This is a genomic window from Hanamia caeni (genome assembly GCF_003721595.1).
GTDB classification, from domain to species: Bacteria; Bacteroidota; Bacteroidia; order Chitinophagales; family Chitinophagaceae; genus Ginsengibacter; species Ginsengibacter caeni.
The window spans coordinates 87401-104634 of the sequence record NZ_RJJR01000011.1; the positions used below are offsets into that span (position 1 = coordinate 87401).

A 17234-nucleotide genomic window follows, 5' to 3' on the forward strand; every position below is an offset into this window, starting at 1 on the left:
TTGTCTCAAAAAATTATCATTATCGGCCCGGCTTATCCTTTAAGAGGCGGAGGTATCGCCACTTTTAATGAGAGATTAGCAAAAGAATTTATTGATGAAGGATTTGATTTAACGATTTATACATTTTCATATCAATATCCATCTTTTCTTTTCCCCGGTAAAACACAATATTCCACAGAACCAGCGCCGGAAGGGATTCCTATAAAAATAAAAATCAATTCCATAAATCCATTTAACTGGATCAAGGTTGGAAATGAATTGCGAAGATTAAAACCCGATGTGATCGTTGTAAGATTTTGGTTGCCATTTATGGGGCCATGCCTGGGCACGATTTTAAGAAGAGTAAAAAAGAATCATCACACAAAAATTATTTGTATCGCTGATAATGTTTTGCCGCACGAAAAAAGGCCGGGCGACAAATGGCTTACGAAATATTTTCTAAAACCTGTGGATGCTTTTATTACAATGAGTGAAAAAGTTTTTGCCGATTTGAAAACATTCGTAAAAAATAAGCCGGTCAGGCTAATCGCTCATCCTCTATATGATAATTTTGGCGACATAATCAGTAAGGAAACCGCCAGGAAAAAACTGGCCATCAGAATGGATGATAAAGTCGTTTTGTTTTTTGGATTTATAAGAAAATACAAAGGCCTGGATATTTTATTGGAGGCTTTTAAAATTTTGAATCATCAACATTCCCTGGATAACATAAAGCTTTTGATTGCAGGTGAATTTTATGATAATGAAAAAAATTATATCGAGCTTTTGAATGCTCCATCCATAAAGGATAACCTGATTTTGCATACTCATTTTATTGACAACAGCGAGGTGAAATATTTTTTGTGCGCTGCCGATTGTGTCATACAACCTTATCGCAGCGCAACGCAAAGTGGCGTTACGCCTCTTGCTTATCATTTTGAAGTGCCAATGATAGTCACAAATGTTGGAGGATTGCCTTCTATGGTGCCCGATAAAAAAGTGGGCCTTGTTGCGTCTCCTGATCCGCAAAGCATTGCAGAAAAAATTGTGGAATACTTTAATTTGGGCGAAGATTATTTCTTATCAAACCTGAGAGAAGAAAAGAAAAAATATAGCTGGAAAAATTTAGTAGAAGCAATTTTAAAACTTCAGATTTCATAATATTACGTAAATTTAAGAATATACGTAACTTTATAAAAAAGCAATGAAAACTAAACTGACCTTAAATATAGACGATAAAATTGTTGCAAGGGCAAAGAAAGAAAGTTCTAAGCGGAAAGTAAGCCTGTCCTCAGTTGTAGAGGATTATCTGGATCGTTTTTCGAAAAATAATTCTCATAATAAAACGGAGAATTCCGGTCCTTCACTTCTTGAAAGAATAAGAAAATATACAAAAAATGCAAATCCACCGAAAAAAGACATGGATTACAAAAAGGCCTGGCATGAACATTTAGACGAAAAATATGGGGTATAAATTATTCTTAGATACAAATATCATCATTGACTATGTCCAGGGGAGGCCAAACGAACTTGATACAATAAAAGAGATTATTCATCTTGCAGAACTTAGTAAGCTTGAATTATTTATTTCTGAAACTGTTATAACTACGGGGTTCTATGTTTTACAAAAGGAAAAAGTGCAGGCTTTACCGGTATTCAGAGAAATATGTAAAGTTGTAAACATAATTCCTTTTTCAAAAGAAATCATTTACTTCCCGGTCGAGAAGTTTAAAGATATTGAAGACGGGTTATTATATTTTTTAGCCCTGCGGGGTAAAATGAATTATTTCATTACCCGAAATGTAAAAGATTTTTCTTTTCAATTTCCTTCTTTACCCGTAATCAGTCCAACCAATTTTATTAAAGAAATTTTCATGAATGATATATCGTAGTAAAGCTCCTTTGCGCATCGGGCTTGCAGGTGGCGGAACTGATGTAAGCCCTTACAGCGACCAGTTTGGTGGCGCAATTTTAAATGCAACAGTTTCACTTTTTGCTTATGCAAATATTGAGCCTTTGCAGGAAAAGAAAATAATTGTAGAAGCACTGGACAGAAATGAGCACCAGGAATTTGAATGGACAGGCAACCTGCCCATAAACGGGGAGATTGACCTTTTGAAAGGAGTTTTCAACCGCGTTTTTGCAGATTATAATTTACCCATTTCCGGTTTCAGGTTATCTACTTTTGTGGATGCGCCCGCGGGCTCAGGCCTTGGAACTTCTTCTACTCTTGTAGTAGCTATTCTCGGCGCTTTTGTGGAATGGCTCAAACTTCCATTGGGAGATTACGACATAGCTCACTATGCTTACCAGATAGAAAGAAATGATTTGAAATTAACCGGCGGCAAGCAAGACCAATATGCTGCTATGTTTGGTGGCGTAAACTTTATGGAATTTTATGAAGATGATAAAGTAATAGTGAATCCTCTACGCATCAGGCCCGAATATCTTCACGAATTGGAAAATAACCTTGTTCTGTTTTTTACCTCTACCAGTCGCGAAAGTGCTACTATTATTGACGAGCAGGTCAAAAATGTAAACAATAAAAATGAAAAAAGTATTGAGGCCATGCACCAGTTGAAAGAACAAGCCAGGATGATGAAAGAAGCTTTACTAAAGGGAAGATTGGATGAATTTGGGGCAATTCTCGATTTTGGTTTTCTCCAAAAGCGCCGCATGGCTTCCAAAATAAGCAACAGCAAAATTGAAGAAATTTATGAAGCAGCAAAAAAGGCCGGTGCTACGGGTGGAAAAATCAGTGGCGCCGGTGGCGGTGGCTTCATGATATTCTACTGCCCTGGCAATACGCGGTATCATGTGATATCAGAGCTAAAAAAATTTGGTGGTGAAGTTAAAAATTACACGTTCACCAAATACGGCCTTTCGTCATGGAGTGTATAATACTTAAAATATTGGCTTTAGATTTGAACAATAAAGAATTATGGAAAAAATAAAAAAAATAATCCAGGCATCTATAGAAGTGAAGCAAAAAATTCTCACAGACGATAGGCTATTGCTTGCCGTAAATGATTCGGTAAATGCCATTGTTTCCGCATTTGAAAAAGGGAATAAAGTTTTGTTTTGTGGCAACGGTGGCAGCGCTTCGGATGCACAACACCTTGCAGCCGAATTCAGCGGAAGATTTTATATAGATAGAAAGGCGCTTCCGGCAGAAGCTTTGCACTGCAATACCTCGTATCTCACCGCTGTGGCCAATGATTATAATTTCGATGTTATTTATTCAAGATTGATAAAAGGAATTGGCAATGCAGGTGATATCCTGGTGGGATTAAGCACTTCAGGCAACAGTAAAAATATTGTCAGCGCATTTGAACAGGCTAAAGAAAATAAAATGTTTACCATTGGATTTACAGGATCAACCGGGGGAAAAATGAAAAAGTATTCAGACATTTTAATAAACGTTCCTTCTGATGATACGCCCCGTATCCAGGAAAGCCATATCACTCTTGGCCATATCATCTGCCAGTTTGTGGAAGAAATATATTTCAAACCAAAGAATGATTAAGGAAACTATAATTCTTGCCGGCGGCATGGGAACAAGGTTGCGGCCTGTGGTTTCTGATGTTCCAAAATGCATGGCAATAGTAGGTGATAAACCTTTCCTATATTATCTAATTGAGTTTTTGAAAAAAAGCGGTATCGAGCATTTTATTTTTAGTGTCGGCTATTTGCATGAAGCCATCGAAGAATATCTGTCATCAAATTATAAAGAACTCAATTATTCAATCTCGTTGGAAACAGAGCCGTTGGGCACTGGGGGTGCTATTCAACTCGCCATAAACAAAACCATCGAGAGAAATATTTTAGTTTGCAACGGCGATACGTTTTATAATGTGGATATTAACCGGCTTTCCGAATTTCATTTTCAAAAAAATGCAGCTTGTACGCTCAGTTTAAAAAGAATGGAAAATTTTGATCGCTACGGAGTTGTTGAGTTAAATGATGATTCCTCAATAAAATCTTTCAAAGAAAAACAATTTTACAAACAAGGATTAATTAATGGTGGAATGTATGCGCTCAACACACAGGAGTTTTTACATGAACCTTTGCCGCAGAAATTTTCATTTGAAAAAGATTATCTGGAAAAAAAAGTACACTCACCAAACCACCGGATTTTTGGAATAGAACAGGATTGCTATTTTATTGACATTGGTATTCCGGAAGATTATGAAAAAGCACAAAAGGAATTGCCGGCAGTTCAAAATAATTTTTAAGCATATTTATTCATTTACTGCAGATTGAAAAACTTAAAGCATATTGATTCATCATGGACACTCTTTATTGACAGAGATGGAGTGGTGAATGAAGAAAAAAAAGACGACTATATTCATAAGTGGGAAGAGTTTAAATTTTATGAAGGCGCAAAAGAAGCCTTTGAAATTTTCAGTAAAAAATTTGGTGTGATTGTAATGATTACCAACCAGCGTGGCGTTGCAAAAGGGCTAACTCAAATAGGCGATCTGAATCATATTCACAAAAACATGAAAGAAGAAATTGTGGCGGCTGGCGGAAGGATTGATAATATTTATGTGTGCACAGAAATGGAAAGTGAAAACCGAAAACCAAATCCAGGTATGGGTTTGCAGGCTATTAAAGATTTTCCCGCCATATCGCTTGCAAAAAGTATAATGATTGGCAATACCTTAAGCGATATGAAGTTTGGGAGAAACCTTGGAGTTGCTATCAATATTTTTCTTACTACTACTCAAAAGGAAATTGTGCTACCGGATCAGAATATTGACGTCGTTTTCAGTGATTTGATCTCAGTGGCAAGAAGCATTAGTAGTTAGTTAAAAGTTGGCCGGTTAACAATATCTTGTATGAATTAAAGTTTATTTTGCCTAAACAAGAAAAATGAACAAAGCACTATATTTTTTTTGCGTTTTATTTTTGCTTTCAGGCGCTTCTTATGGCCAACGGATATCGCAGAAGGATAATAAACTTTTGCAAAAAAAAGAAGATTCATTAAAAAAATCCGCCCACGAGATTTTATATGGAAGAAATGCAGAAGATCGTTTTTCCGCAGACAGCCAGTTTACGAAAACGCTCGTACGTGCCTTGCAAATTAAAAACTCATTTTATTATCCATTTGATTCATTGGTGAGCATCGCTAAGGTGGTTCCCCCGGATAGCTCGTTTAAAATTTTTACCTGGCAACTGGCGGTTAACGGCGATGTAATCCGGAAGCATGGCGCTATCCAGATGAACACAAAGGACGGACAGTTGAAATTATTTCCGTTGATTGATAAAACAGATTTAATCAAAAACCAGGAGGATACTGTTACCAGTAATCATGCGTGGATTGGTGCTTTGTATTATAAAGTAATAGAAGAAAAAGCATTTGGCAAGACCTTTTATACCTTGCTTGGGTTTGATGACAACAGCATGGTGAGCGATCGGAAAATTATCGACGTATTAACTTTCAAAGATGGGCAGCCTGTTTTTGGAGGGCCTTATTTTAGCTTTAAAAACAGCGGCGCTACCAGTAAGCCAAAAGACCGGTACATTATGGAGTTCAGGAAAAATGCCAGCCCAAAATTATCTTATGATGAAGAAATGGGCATTATCATTTTTGAGCATCTTGTTTCGGAGACAGGCGAGCCAAAGAAAAAATATACCTATATCCCTGACGGCGATTATGAGGGATTAGAGTGGAAAGATGGCAAATGGGTTTACATCGAAAAGATATTTAACCAAAAAACCCCCGAAGGCCAGGAGCCTGTGCCCCATCCTATCCTGGATGCAAAAGGAAATATTGACGAATCCAAATTAAGCCAGCGCAAACCAGAAGATCAGGATAGTGGCGAGACTATAAACAATGAAAACCTGCAACTCCAAAATCAAAAAAAATAGTTTATAAATTTTCTCTGTTTTCTTCCGTGACATCATTATGCTATAAAATTGGCATGAAAAATATTTCAATTCAGAAAATTTCTTAGGCTTTATTTGTAGAATGATATCAACAAAAATCTCGCACGCAAACATACTTAGCCACCTTAAAAAATTAAGATAGTTGAAAGTGTAATTTATAGGGTTTTCATTTTCATACGTTAATAATCTTTATATTCTCACTCGCTGTAATCTTATTAGCAGAATCAAATATTGGAACAAAGTTTTCTTTTATAAGCTTATTTAATACTATAAAAATTAAGTATCATGGAAGACTATAATAGAAATGAAAAAAGATATCAGCCGGATAATTACACTTCTCAAAATGAAAGAAATTTTGAAATGAATTGGGACAGAAACCCGGCAAACCCTAATCGACAAAACCGCGAAGGACGAAACGTTTATTCGAGCGACAGAGAAAATGAATATTGGAATGCAAGAAATAGATGGAGAAGCTCCTCTCCTGAAAATAATTACGAAAACAGGCATTACCATAGCTCATATAATGACAGAGACAGCGACTATCGGAATAATCGGTCTAACGATTACAGAAATCAATATTATTCCGACAGGTACAACAACTATCAGGATATAAATGATTATCACAGCGGCTATTATTTGAATTATCCTGATGCAAACTTTTCGCGTAATCGCGATAGTCAATGGCGGGACAATGAAAGAGGATGGTGGGATAAAACCAAGGACGAAGTGGCTTCATGGTTTGGAGATGATGATGCTGAGCGCCGACGCCGCAGGGACGAGATGAGATCAGGGCCACACAGGGGCAAAGGTCCGAAAAATTATACCCGTTCTGAAGAGAGAATCCGCGAAGATGTTTCAGATAAACTAAGCGAAGATTCATTTTTGGATGCATCCGCAATCCAGGTAAGTGTAAAAGACGGCGAAGTAACTTTAAGCGGGTCGGTCGAATCGAGATATTCAAAACACAGGGCTGAAGACCTTGCTGAAGATGTGACCGGAGTTAAGGAAGTTCAAAATAATCTACGGGTAATAAGAAACGAAGAAAATACCATTTATAAAAATTCGGTGAATAATGGTGACATGCCCATCACTTCCAACACGAAATATACCACTACCAAGAATCAGGATCATTCCATTCACGGATAACACGTTTGACCATCTCAACATCAAAAATAAACGCAGCGATCATAAATCACTGCGTTTATTTTTTTACACTATAGTAAAGCCATAAATTCCCGGAATTTTTATTCTGTTGCAGATGAAAATCTTTTAATAAATCGCAACCGCGGAGTCACGATAAAATTTATCGAAATAATTCCGCTTGCGTGCCGGGCTTTTCAGGGAGAGCCCATTCCATCTGGTCCGATTTAGAATAATCCGTTAGCTTATTTCCGACAGCTTTCCATCCCATCACATCTACCACTTTATGTAATTTAATTTTTGCCTTCCTTACCTGTGTGCCTCTGCCCGTCTGCATTTGAAGTATAGGCTCCTCAGCGGTAGTCGCTTTTATGAGGCGGTTGTCTTTTCCTTCTTTTATAAAAACAAATTTGTTGTTGAGGGTATGCGTTTCAATTTTGAATCGCTTTACGTTGTATTGCAATTTTTCGTTGTCAAGGTATACGGCTGTAATAATTCTTTCAGGGTCAAATTTTTCAATAAGCTCAATTTCATCTACCTCAAATCTCTGTGTTACTTCCTGGCTTGTGATTTCATAACTGCCATCTTTATATATCACAAGAATTTTATCATCGCCTTCAAAATCTCCAAGCAGCAAACCTTTTTGCTCGGTGTTAAGCCTGCCGAATGTTTCATCAAACCAAAGCTGCCGCTGATCAAGAGTGGATTTTCCTTTTTCGACCAGCTTAACAGACTTGATTGGATATTTGGTTACCTGGTTGCCAATGCTGGTGCGGCTGCGGATTTCAAGCGTTTCAAAATAAAAATCAAATTCTTTATTCCGCGCACTGCAGCCGGGCGTAAGAAGAATATGAACCACTTCCGCCTCACCATTAGGATTAACGCTGAAATAATGAACTTTACTTTTTTCATCGCCTTTGGTAAGATCATATTCTTTATCGCGCGTGATGGAGGTTACATTAAACCGCTTGGCATAGCTGATTCCTTTTTTACCATCTGCATAAATCATGTTGTAGGTCGTGCGGTCATCGTCTCTTCTGAATACCGCCACATGGATGATATCTTTTCCAATAAAAACTTTATCTGCCACTTTCACCACCTTCATTTTGCCCGACCTTGTAAAGGCGATAATGTCATCAAGGTCGCTGCAATCCTCCACAAACTCATCCTTTCTGAGGCTGGTGCCTATAAAGCCTTCTGAACGGTTTACATAAATTTTTGTGTTGGCAATCGCCACAGCCTTCGCTTGTATCGTATCAAAGAGTTTGATTTCTGTTTTTCGTTCGCGGCCCTTCCCAAATTTTTTTAATAATTCTTCATAATACGAAATGGCATATTCCGTAAGAAATTCAAGGTGATGCCTTACTTCATCAATCTGGTCTTCCAACGATTTAATCTGCGCAATAAGATCATCAATATCTAATTTATAAATTCTTCGTACAGGTTTCTCCGTTAGTCTCAGAATATCTTCCCTGGTAACATCACGTTGCAATAATTTTTTAAACGGAACAAAAGCTTTATCAATTGCGGCGATTACTTTGTCCCATGTTTCATGTTTTTTTTCTAACTCTTTATAGATTTTTTCTTCGAAAAATATTTTTTCGAGCGAAGTATAATGCCATTTATCCTGGAGCTCTCTCAGCTTAATTTCCAACTCAAGCTTTAGCAGATTCCGGGTGTGGTCTGCAGAAAATTTTAATAGCTGCGATGCACCTGCAAAAACCGGCTTTTGATCTTCGATGACACATGCATTCGGAGAAATTGACACCTCGCAATCGGTAAATGCATAGAGCGCGTCAATTGTAATATCAGGTGAAATTCCTGCAGCCAGGTCTACTGCGATTTCAACTTCTGCAGCGGTATTATCAGTTACTTTTTTAATTTTTATTTTACCATTATCATTTGCCTTGATGATGCTATCGATGAGCTGCGTAGTCGTGGTTCCGAACGGAACATCTTTGATCACAAGCGTCTTTTTATCCACCTCTTCTATCCTTGCGCGCACTCTCACTTTTCCACCCCGCAAGCCATCGTTATAGTTTGAGATGTCAATCATTCCGCCAGTAGAGAAATCCGGAAACAATTCAAATTTTTTTCCTTTATAATACTTGATGGTGGCCTCAATAAGCTCGCAAAAATTGTGGGGAAGAATTTTAGTAGCAAGGCCTACTGCGATACCTTCAGCTCCCTGGGCCAGCAATAACGGAAACTTCATTGGCAACGTCACCGGCTCATTTTTTCTTCCGTCATAACTCAATTGCCAATTGGTAGTTTTATTATTGAAAGCCACCTCCAATGCAAATTTACTTGGCCGCGCTTCGATGTATCTTGGGGCAGCGGCTTCATCGCCCGTACGCACATCGCCCCAATTTCCCTGGGTTTCTATGAGCAAATCTTTTTGTCCCAGATTTACAATAGCATCACCAATACTCGCGTCACCATGCGGATGATATTGCATGCTTTGGCCGATAATATTAGCAACCTTATTAAACCTGCCATCATCCATTTCTTTCATTGCATGCAGAATGCGCCGCTGCACAGGCTTTAATCCATCTTCAATTGCCGGCACGGCGCGTTCCAAAATAACGTAGCTCGCATAATCAAGAAACCAGGTTTTATACTGGCCTGAAATTCCTGAGTCACTGTGTTTGTATTCCTGCTTTTCTTTTTTTGCCATTTTTATTTTCGTTGCTACTTCTTATTTTAAATTTCATATAATTCCAGTGGCTGACCATTGGGATCAAAGAAAAAACAAAATCTTTTATTCGTTAACTCATCAGTTCTGATTTCCTCTACAATAACATTCTTAGATATAAGTTCGTTTACTGCTTCATCCAGGTTGTCAACAGCAAAAGCCAGGTGCCGCAGGCCTTTGGCTTCAGGAAAAGATTGCCGCTCCTTAAAATCAGGAAATGAAAATAATTCAATTTGATAAATATTATTGATAGCAAGATCCAGTTTAAATGATTTTTTTTCGGCCCTGTAATTTTCGGCTATAATTGTAAAGCCCAAAATTTTTGTATAAAAATGTTTGCTTTTTTCATAGTCTCCGGTTAAAATGGCCACATGATGAATTCTCTTTATCTGCATATAATTGTTTATTGCACTTTCTTTTTTATCTCAAAATCCTTCATGTTTTTTAGTTCGCCCTGCGAATCTATATCACCTGCAGCCACCAACTCTTTTATGCGCCAAAGAAGAAAAGCATCGCCTGTAACTTGCTTGGCTTTTGATAAAACCTGGTTAATCACTTTTCCTGCTTTCTGCCAGTCAGGTGTAATGTATTCCACAATAAACTTGTCAAAAAAATCAACATTATGCTGTGAAAGCTTTTTTGCTCCTTCCAATATGCGCACCATTTTATTTTCGTTAGCAATCTTTTCCCATTCATCCGGGTCAATCTCAAATTCTGATTTTGTGATTTGGCGCGCAAGCTTTTTGGCTTTTAAAAATTCGCGCGGTGGAATTTCGTATAAATTCTGAGGATAAAAAATGGTTCCTTTTTCATTGATGAAAGGAAGATTGTTTAGCATAAGAACATACACCCTTCCTTCGAATCGTTTTAATTGCGCCATTAACCAATAATAGCCGCAAACGTCATGTTTATTAGGCGCGACCCAAATCCAGGCGTTTTCATTTTCGTTTTCTGTTAACTGTTTCTTTATATTATCCACCGTAGACTGATCATTCACCTGTCCTGTGTCTACATGCCCATTGAGGTCGCCGCCCGATAACACCTTACGCCACCAAGCTTTTCTGTTTTCAATTCCTTCATCTGAATAAATATTTTGCAATGGCCCTACTGCAAAGTCATCTTTTATTTCAAAAATTTGGCTTTGCAACGATTCGTCCAATTCAAAAGCTTTGGAAAGTGTTTTTACATCTTCCTGTTGAAAAACGATATGCATTTATTAATTTAAAATTTAGAATTATTTTTTGATTTTACTCTACATTGGCCAATTAGCAGATTAGCACATTAACTGACTGTTTCTTCCACCAAATCCATTTCCACTTTCAAATTTTCGATAATAAAATCCTGGCGCGATGGCGTGTTTTTTCCCATGTAATATTCCAGCAATTGCTGCACGTGCATTTCAGGCAAAAGCATTACAGGCTGCAATCTTATATTTTCACCAATAAAATTTCCAAATTCTTCAGGAGATATTTCACCCAAACCCTTGAATCTTGTAATTTCAGGCTTGCCTCCTAATTTCAAAACAGCCTTTTCTTTTTCCTGCTCACTATAACAATAAATAGTTTCCTGCTTTTCTTTATTTTTTCCCGGCATGGTGCGTACACGAAATAATGGGGTTTCCAAAATATATACGTGCCCATTTTTAACCAAATCAGGAAAAAACTGCAGGAAAAAAGTCATCAGCAAAAGACGGATATGCATTCCATCCACGTCGGCATCAGTGGCAATCACAATATTATTATAACGAAGATCTTCATAACCACTTTCGATATTCAGCGCATGTTGCAAAAGATTGAATTCTTCGTTTTCATACACTATTTTTTTTGTGAGCCCAAAACTGTTCAAAGGCTTTCCCCGCAAGCTGAAAACTGCCTGCGTTTCTACATTTCGCGATTTGGTAATAGAGCCACTCGCACTGTCACCTTCCGTTATGAAAAGTGTACTTTCCATTTTTTTTGCGTTGATTTCCTCTTTGTTTTTTCCTTCTGCTTCATCATTAAAATGATACCGGCAATCGCGCAATTTTTTATTATGCAGGTTTGCTTTTTTTGCACGTTCGTTGGCCAGCTTTTTTATTCCGGCCATGTCCTTGCGCTCTCTTTCATTTTGTTCAATTCTTTTTTTCAGGTCATCAGCAACTGAAGGATTTTTATGAAGAAAATTATTCAATTCCCTTCCAAGAAAATCAGAAATAAATGTTTTTACTGCTGGTCCTTTTTCAAACATCAGAGTTGAGCCAAGTTTTGTTTTTGTCTGGCTTTCAAAAACCGGTTCCTGCACACGAATACTGATGGCAGCGCAGATACTTCCTCTTATGTCTGAAGCATCATAATCTTTCTTGTAAAACTCCCTGACCGTTTTTACGATTCCTTCCCTGAAACCTGAAAGATGCGTCCCGCCCTGCGTTGTAAATTGCCCGTTTACGAAGCTGTAATATTCCTCTCCATACTGGTTATTATGAGTGATGGCTACTTCAATATCTTCGGCTTTTAAATGTATAATCGGATAGCGTATTTCATCAACGTTCGTTTTGCGTTCCAACAGATCCAGCAATCCATTTTTACTCACGTATCTTTTTCCATTGAAGTTGATTACCAATCCTGCGTTGAGGAAACAATAATTCCAAAATTGGTTATCTAAAAATTCGCGTGTGAAATGATAATTCTTAAAAATCTTTTCGTCAGCAACAAATGTTATCTCTGTTCCATTTTCTTCAGTGGTTTTCGCTTCCTTTTTGTCACTGATTAATTTTCCTCTTTCAAACTCTGCCGTTTTTTGTTTTCCATCGCGTATAGAGGTTACTTTAAAATATTCGCTCAAAGCGTTTACAGCCTTGGTTCCTACGCCATTCAGGCCCACGCTTTTTTGAAATGCTTTGCTGTCATATTTTGCGCCCGTGTTGATTTTACTCACCACATCCACAACTTTCCCCAACGGAATTCCCCTTCCATAATCCCTGACAGTGACAGTCTTGTCATCAATAGTGATATCCACATGCTTGCCAAAACCCATCGTGTGTTCATCAATGCTATTGTCAATCACTTCTTTCAACAAAACGTATATGCCATCGTCGGGACTGTTACCATCGCCTAATTTCCCGATATACATGCCGGGGCGCAGTCGAATGTGCTCTTTCCAATCTAAACTTTTTATGGATTCTTCGTTATAATCAAACAAGTTATCAGCCATGAATTTTTAATAAATTTTTTGGGCAAAAAGAACAGCAAACTTCTTTTCACCATTGTTTAAATATAGATCCATAAGCGCTTTCAGGCTTCAGATCAATTCTTTCAAATATAAGTAAAGGACAAACCAAACACGAAGGAATGTTGTAAACACCATGTGAAAAAATAAATTAAACGTCCGGCTGCCGATCACAACAGAATTAAAAAAATAATTATTTCCTGCTTTACTAACAGGTATATTTTTAAAAACATTTTTTTCGGCCTTGGTGGCAGGATTGTACTCATCAAAATCATTATTATTCTCTTTATCACAAATTATTAAAGACTCTTTATAGCCTCCGGTTAAGAAATCGTTGCTTTTGCTAAATCAAAATATCGTGCTTATGTGAATCGGCACTTTAATTGTTATAGCATAAATTAAATTTTATAATAATCTTAAAAATTAAGCTATGAAAGTTGTTGGATGGATTTTAATCGCCGTTGGTATTATAATGATCATCGTGAGAGGAGTTTCAATTCCGGAGGAGAAAAATATCGTTGATGCAGGTCCAATACAAATTTCCAAAACAGAAAACCACTGGTACGGCTGGCCTACCTATGCAGGCGGCATTATTGCGGTAATCGGTGTAGTTTTAGTAGTTTCTAAAAAGCGAACATGAAGTTAGGAATGATTGATTCTGTATCAAAGCAATTTAGTTTACGAACTGGTGATCCAATCCCCGGAAATCCACTGGCACTAATTTACTGACGCCGGGCTCCTGCATAGTGACGCCATAAATTACATCAACAGAAGCCATCGTCATTTTATTGTGAGTAACAATAATAAATTGTGAATCCTTACTAAACTTCCTAATCATCTGGGTGAACTTCCCCACGTTGGCATCATCGAGCGGCGCATCCACTTCATCAAGAATACAAAAAGGAGCGGGCTTGATAAGATAAATTGCAAATAACAAAGCAGTAGCCGTTAAAGTTTTTTCTCCTCCACTCAGTTGTGTAATGCTTGTTGGCCTTTTGCCTTTCGGTTTAGCTATAATGTCAATTCCGGTGTCGGCAAGGTTTTCCGGGTTTTCAAGCACCATATCAGCCGTATCATCATCAGTAAACAAAGCTTTAAACACATTTTGAAAATTCTCCCTTACCTGGTTAAACGTTTCCAAAAACTTTTGATTGGCTGTCGTTTCAACTTCCTGGATGGTTTGCATTAATGATTCTTTGGCGTTAACGAGATCATTTTTTTGTTCCCCAATAAAATCAAAACGCTTTTTCATTTCAGTAAACGCCTCAATTGCCGTGGGATTAATTTCGCCCATATTTTCCAGCCTCTTTTTCATTCTGTCACATTTTTCCTGCAGATCTTCCAATGCCATATTCGTGTTTCTTTCTTCATCAAGAATGGTATCAAGGTCAACCTTAAATTCAACGCTCAATCTTTCTTTCATGCCTGCCACCTGCAGCTTCAATTCATTAAGCTTATCCTTTATTTCGTTCAGCAAGTGGTCGGAAAGTTCTTTCGCTTTTTGCTTATGCCTTAGTTCTGTTTCCTTTTCGCTTAATTCATTTCTGAGATTATAATATGCCTGGTCGGCTTCGTTTAATTGCTGTTCGGCTGTTTGCCTGCTCTTCATTGAAGACATCAATTCCTCTTCCAGTCTTTTAAGCTGTGCAGATGTATCTGAAATATTTTTTAGGGCTTCAGTTAATTGCAGGTCACTATTTTCAGATTGTATGTTCAGATCATTTAACTGCTTCTGTTTGAATTCTAATTCCTGCCGGATAGAATTGACTTTGCTTTGCTGGCGAGTTAGCTGAAGGTTCTGCTCATTGAAAAAACTATTGGCTAAATTATATTCCTGTTCCGCTTTAATAAATTCATCATTTACCAACTTCATTTTATCTTCATGTTCTTTCACTTTTTCAGAAAGATCAAGCAGAGAAAACCGTGTATCCTCAATATCGTTTTGATAATTTTCGAGTTGTTCTTTCATTTGATCCATCCTGTTTTCGGACAGACTTTTTTGATGCAGGAGGTTTTCAATTTTATTTTGAATGGCAAACGAGGTATTTATAAGATCATTTATCGCTTGCTGCGTCTCCTGGATAGCGGTTTCTTTCAGTTGCTGATTAAACGCAATCACCTCATTTGATTTTTGGCTGATAACGGATTTCAGTCGCAGCACAATCTGTTGTTGTTTTGCTATTTTTTCAGATAATTTTTCAAGGTTTTTAGCGCGGCCGATTTTCTTGCCTTCAAACAGGCCAACACTTCCACCCGTTAAAGAATATTTTCCTTTCACATACTTTCCTGATTTTTCCAATATAACATGGCCATTGCTGTTTTGCAGCGCTTCCTCATTTTCAGCAATAAAAACATTCCCTAAAAGGAAGTTCACAAGATGATTGTATTTATTATCAATTTCAATCACCTTAAGAGCAGGAATTGTATTGGGCAATTGTTCAATTACATTTTTATTTTCCAGCGCATTTAGCTGATCCAGCAAAAAGAAATTGGCTTTTCCCTTTTTATGTTCATCTAATAAATGAACAGCAGTTAATCCTTGCTGCAGGTTATCTACAACATAATAATTTAAATAAGGCTCAAGCACATTTTCAACAGCCGCACGGTATTCTTCTTTTACATAAATTAAATCTGAAAGAACCGGCGCTTTATAATTCCATGATTGATTATTGTGAAGAAATTTTACGCTTTCAGGATATCCTTCCATGTTATCGATAAGGCTTTTCAAGAGGTCGTGCTCATTTTGCCTTGCGTCAAGCTCGCGGTTTTCTTCTGCTAGCTCTGTTCTTAATTTTTCAAGCTCGGACTGAGTTTCCAGGATTTGTTCTTTTGTATGTTCCTGGTGTTTTTTTAATTCGTCAAGAAGTATTCGTTTTTCATCAAGCTCTTCTTCTTTTTCTTTTTTATTTTTCTGAAGTGTTTCGAAGTTTATTTCACGGGATCTTTGTTCCTCTTCCAGTTGTGCTATCGTTCTTTGCAAATTAAAGATTGAAGTATCAGCTACGGCCACCTTTTTTTCTGCCTCAAAATGACTTCGTTGCAGTTGCATCTGCGCTTGCCTTAGAGCATCTACAGCATTTCTCTTTTCATCATAAATACTTCTTTTTTCTTCAACACTATCTTTCAACTGAACCAGCTTTTCTTTCTGGTCAGACAGTTTTATATCTTCATCTTCTATTTGCTGTTTGGAAAACAGGATGCTTTCTTCAATTCCTTTCAATTGCTCTTTGGCCTTAAGTAGAAAATCTTTAAGGCTGGTTTCTCTTTCGCGCAGGTATTGCAACCGTTGCGCGCTTAAATTCTTCTGATTTTCTTTTTCCTTTACCGCGCTGTTCAGTTCATTAAATGCATGTTGCTGCTGCTGAAGTGATTTTTCTTTTTCTATAAATCCGGCTTTTTCTTTTTCCAACTGTGCTTCTTCTGTGGCTATTTTGGCTTCCAGCTCAAAACGTTTGTCAGTTTCAGCCTTTTGCTGGTCATTCAAATCTTTATAGGAAATATTAAATCCCTCAAGAACAGCTTTTGCCAGCTCAATATTGAGCGAGCGGTAATCTTTTTTTATCTCAAAATATTTTTCTGCTTTTTTAGCCTGGCTCTCAAGTGTTTTTAATTGGTTGTTAATTTCAAAAAGTAAATCTTCAATACGGGCAAGGTCTTGTTCGGTTGCATCGAGTTTAAGTTTTGCTTCTTTTTTCCGTGTTTTATAAATTGAAATCCCCGCTGCCTGTTCCAGCATCCTGCGCCTGCTATAATCTTTATCTTTTATAATGTCGTCCACCATTCCAAGCTCGATGATAGCATAACTGTCGGTACTTACGCCGGTATCCATAAACAGGTTATGAATATCCTTCAAACGACAGGACACATCATTGAGACGATATTCGCTTTCACCGTTTTTGTAATATTTACGTGTAACCGTAACCGTTTGAAATTCTGTAGGCAGCAGATTTCTCGTATTCTCAAAAGTGAGGCTCACCTCCGCAAGGCCACTGGCACTGCGGTTTTTAGAACCATTAAAGACAAGACTTTCCAGGTTTTCACTTCGTAGCTGGCTTATCTTTTGCTCACCTATTACCCACCTGATGCTATCGACTATATTGCTTTTTCCACATCCATTAGGTCCTATGACACCGGTGATGCCCTGGTCAAAATTGACTATCGTTTTATCAGCAAAACTTTTGAAGCCTTTTATTTCTAAATTCTTTAATCTCACTTTTCGGATTATTTAACAGGGCATATTGTATAGCCTAAGAGCCCTTACCCGCAAATATATTTGTTATACAAGAAAGAAAATTTAAGGAAAGCCTAATGTCATTTTTAGTTA

Annotated in this window: 15 protein-coding genes; 10 read left to right on the plus strand and 5 right to left on the minus strand. The window is 37.5% G+C overall.

Features of this window, described 5'->3' with window-relative positions; all coding sequences use genetic code 11:
* From EFY79_RS13345 to EFY79_RS13385, 9 genes are all read left to right on the plus strand, one after another.
* Positions 1–1140, plus strand: a complete 1140-nt coding sequence (locus tag EFY79_RS13345) for a glycosyltransferase family 4 protein (protein WP_123121222.1) — start codon at positions 1–3, stop codon at positions 1138–1140.
* 43 nt (positions 1141–1183) lie between these two features.
* Complete coding sequence (locus tag EFY79_RS13350; RefSeq protein ID WP_123121223.1) at positions 1184–1453, plus strand: DUF6364 family protein; 270 nt, start codon at positions 1184–1186, stop codon at positions 1451–1453.
* Positions 1443–1871 carry a type II toxin-antitoxin system VapC family toxin gene (locus tag EFY79_RS13355; RefSeq protein ID WP_123121224.1) on the plus strand — a complete coding sequence of 143 codons (429 nt, stop codon included), beginning with the start codon at positions 1443–1445 and terminating at the stop codon, positions 1869–1871. Before EFY79_RS13350 ends, EFY79_RS13355 begins: the two co-directional genes overlap by 11 nt.
* On the plus strand, positions 1858–2880 hold the full coding sequence (locus EFY79_RS13360; RefSeq protein WP_123121225.1) for a GHMP family kinase ATP-binding protein: 1023 nt from the start codon (positions 1858–1860) through the stop codon (positions 2878–2880). Before EFY79_RS13355 ends, EFY79_RS13360 begins: the two co-directional genes overlap by 14 nt.
* A gap of 40 nt (positions 2881–2920) precedes the next feature.
* Positions 2921–3505: a D-sedoheptulose-7-phosphate isomerase gene (locus EFY79_RS13365; protein WP_123121226.1), complete on the plus strand. Its 585-nt coding sequence runs from the start codon at positions 2921–2923 to the stop codon at positions 3503–3505.
* The gene (locus EFY79_RS13370; RefSeq protein ID WP_123121227.1) at positions 3498–4214 is read left to right on the plus strand and encodes a nucleotidyltransferase family protein; all 717 of its coding nucleotides are present in this window, start codon (positions 3498–3500) and stop codon (positions 4212–4214) included. Before EFY79_RS13365 ends, EFY79_RS13370 begins: the two co-directional genes overlap by 8 nt.
* A gap of 24 nt (positions 4215–4238) precedes the next feature.
* A complete protein-coding gene (locus EFY79_RS13375) occupies positions 4239–4790 on the plus strand; it encodes a D-glycero-alpha-D-manno-heptose-1,7-bisphosphate 7-phosphatase (protein WP_199727535.1) in 552 nt (183 codons plus the stop codon).
* Between the two features lie 64 nt (positions 4791–4854).
* Entirely contained in the window at positions 4855–5853 is a 999-nt protein-coding gene (locus EFY79_RS13380) for a hypothetical protein (RefSeq protein WP_123121228.1), read from the plus strand.
* Between the two features lie 303 nt (positions 5854–6156).
* Positions 6157–7017 (plus strand): BON domain-containing protein, encoded by an 861-nt coding sequence (locus EFY79_RS13385; RefSeq protein WP_199727536.1) that lies wholly within the window; start codon positions 6157–6159, stop codon positions 7015–7017.
* Between the two features lie 157 nt (positions 7018–7174).
* On the opposite strand, the gene EFY79_RS13390 is transcribed toward EFY79_RS13385, so the two are convergent.
* The 4 genes from EFY79_RS13390 to EFY79_RS13405 form a co-directional block, all read right to left on the minus strand.
* Positions 7175–9688 carry a DNA gyrase/topoisomerase IV subunit A gene (locus EFY79_RS13390; RefSeq protein ID WP_123121229.1) on the minus strand — a complete coding sequence of 838 codons (2514 nt, stop codon included), beginning with the start codon at positions 9686–9688 and terminating at the stop codon, positions 7175–7177.
* Positions 9689–9714: 26 nt separating this feature from the next.
* Positions 9715–10101 (minus strand): SMU1112c/YaeR family gloxylase I-like metalloprotein, encoded by a 387-nt coding sequence (gene gloA2 / locus EFY79_RS13395; RefSeq protein WP_123121230.1) that lies wholly within the window; start codon positions 10099–10101, stop codon positions 9715–9717.
* 8 nt (positions 10102–10109) lie between these two features.
* Complete coding sequence (locus EFY79_RS13400; protein WP_123121231.1) at positions 10110–10919, minus strand: DUF1835 domain-containing protein; 810 nt, start codon at positions 10917–10919, stop codon at positions 10110–10112.
* 68 nt (positions 10920–10987) lie between these two features.
* Positions 10988–12895 carry a DNA topoisomerase IV subunit B gene (locus EFY79_RS13405; protein ID WP_123121232.1) on the minus strand — a complete coding sequence of 636 codons (1908 nt, stop codon included), beginning with the start codon at positions 12893–12895 and terminating at the stop codon, positions 10988–10990.
* A gap of 445 nt (positions 12896–13340) precedes the next feature.
* On the opposite strand from EFY79_RS13405, the gene EFY79_RS13410 reads away from it, so the two are divergent.
* Positions 13341–13550, plus strand: coding sequence for a hypothetical protein (locus tag EFY79_RS13410; protein ID WP_123121233.1), 210 nt, complete (start codon positions 13341–13343; stop codon positions 13548–13550).
* 33 nt (positions 13551–13583) lie between these two features.
* Here EFY79_RS13410 and smc read toward each other — a convergent pair whose 3' ends face one another.
* Positions 13584–17123, minus strand: coding sequence for a chromosome segregation protein SMC (gene smc / locus EFY79_RS13415; protein WP_123121234.1), 3540 nt, complete (start codon positions 17121–17123; stop codon positions 13584–13586).
* Positions 17124–17234 lie beyond the last annotated feature (111 nt).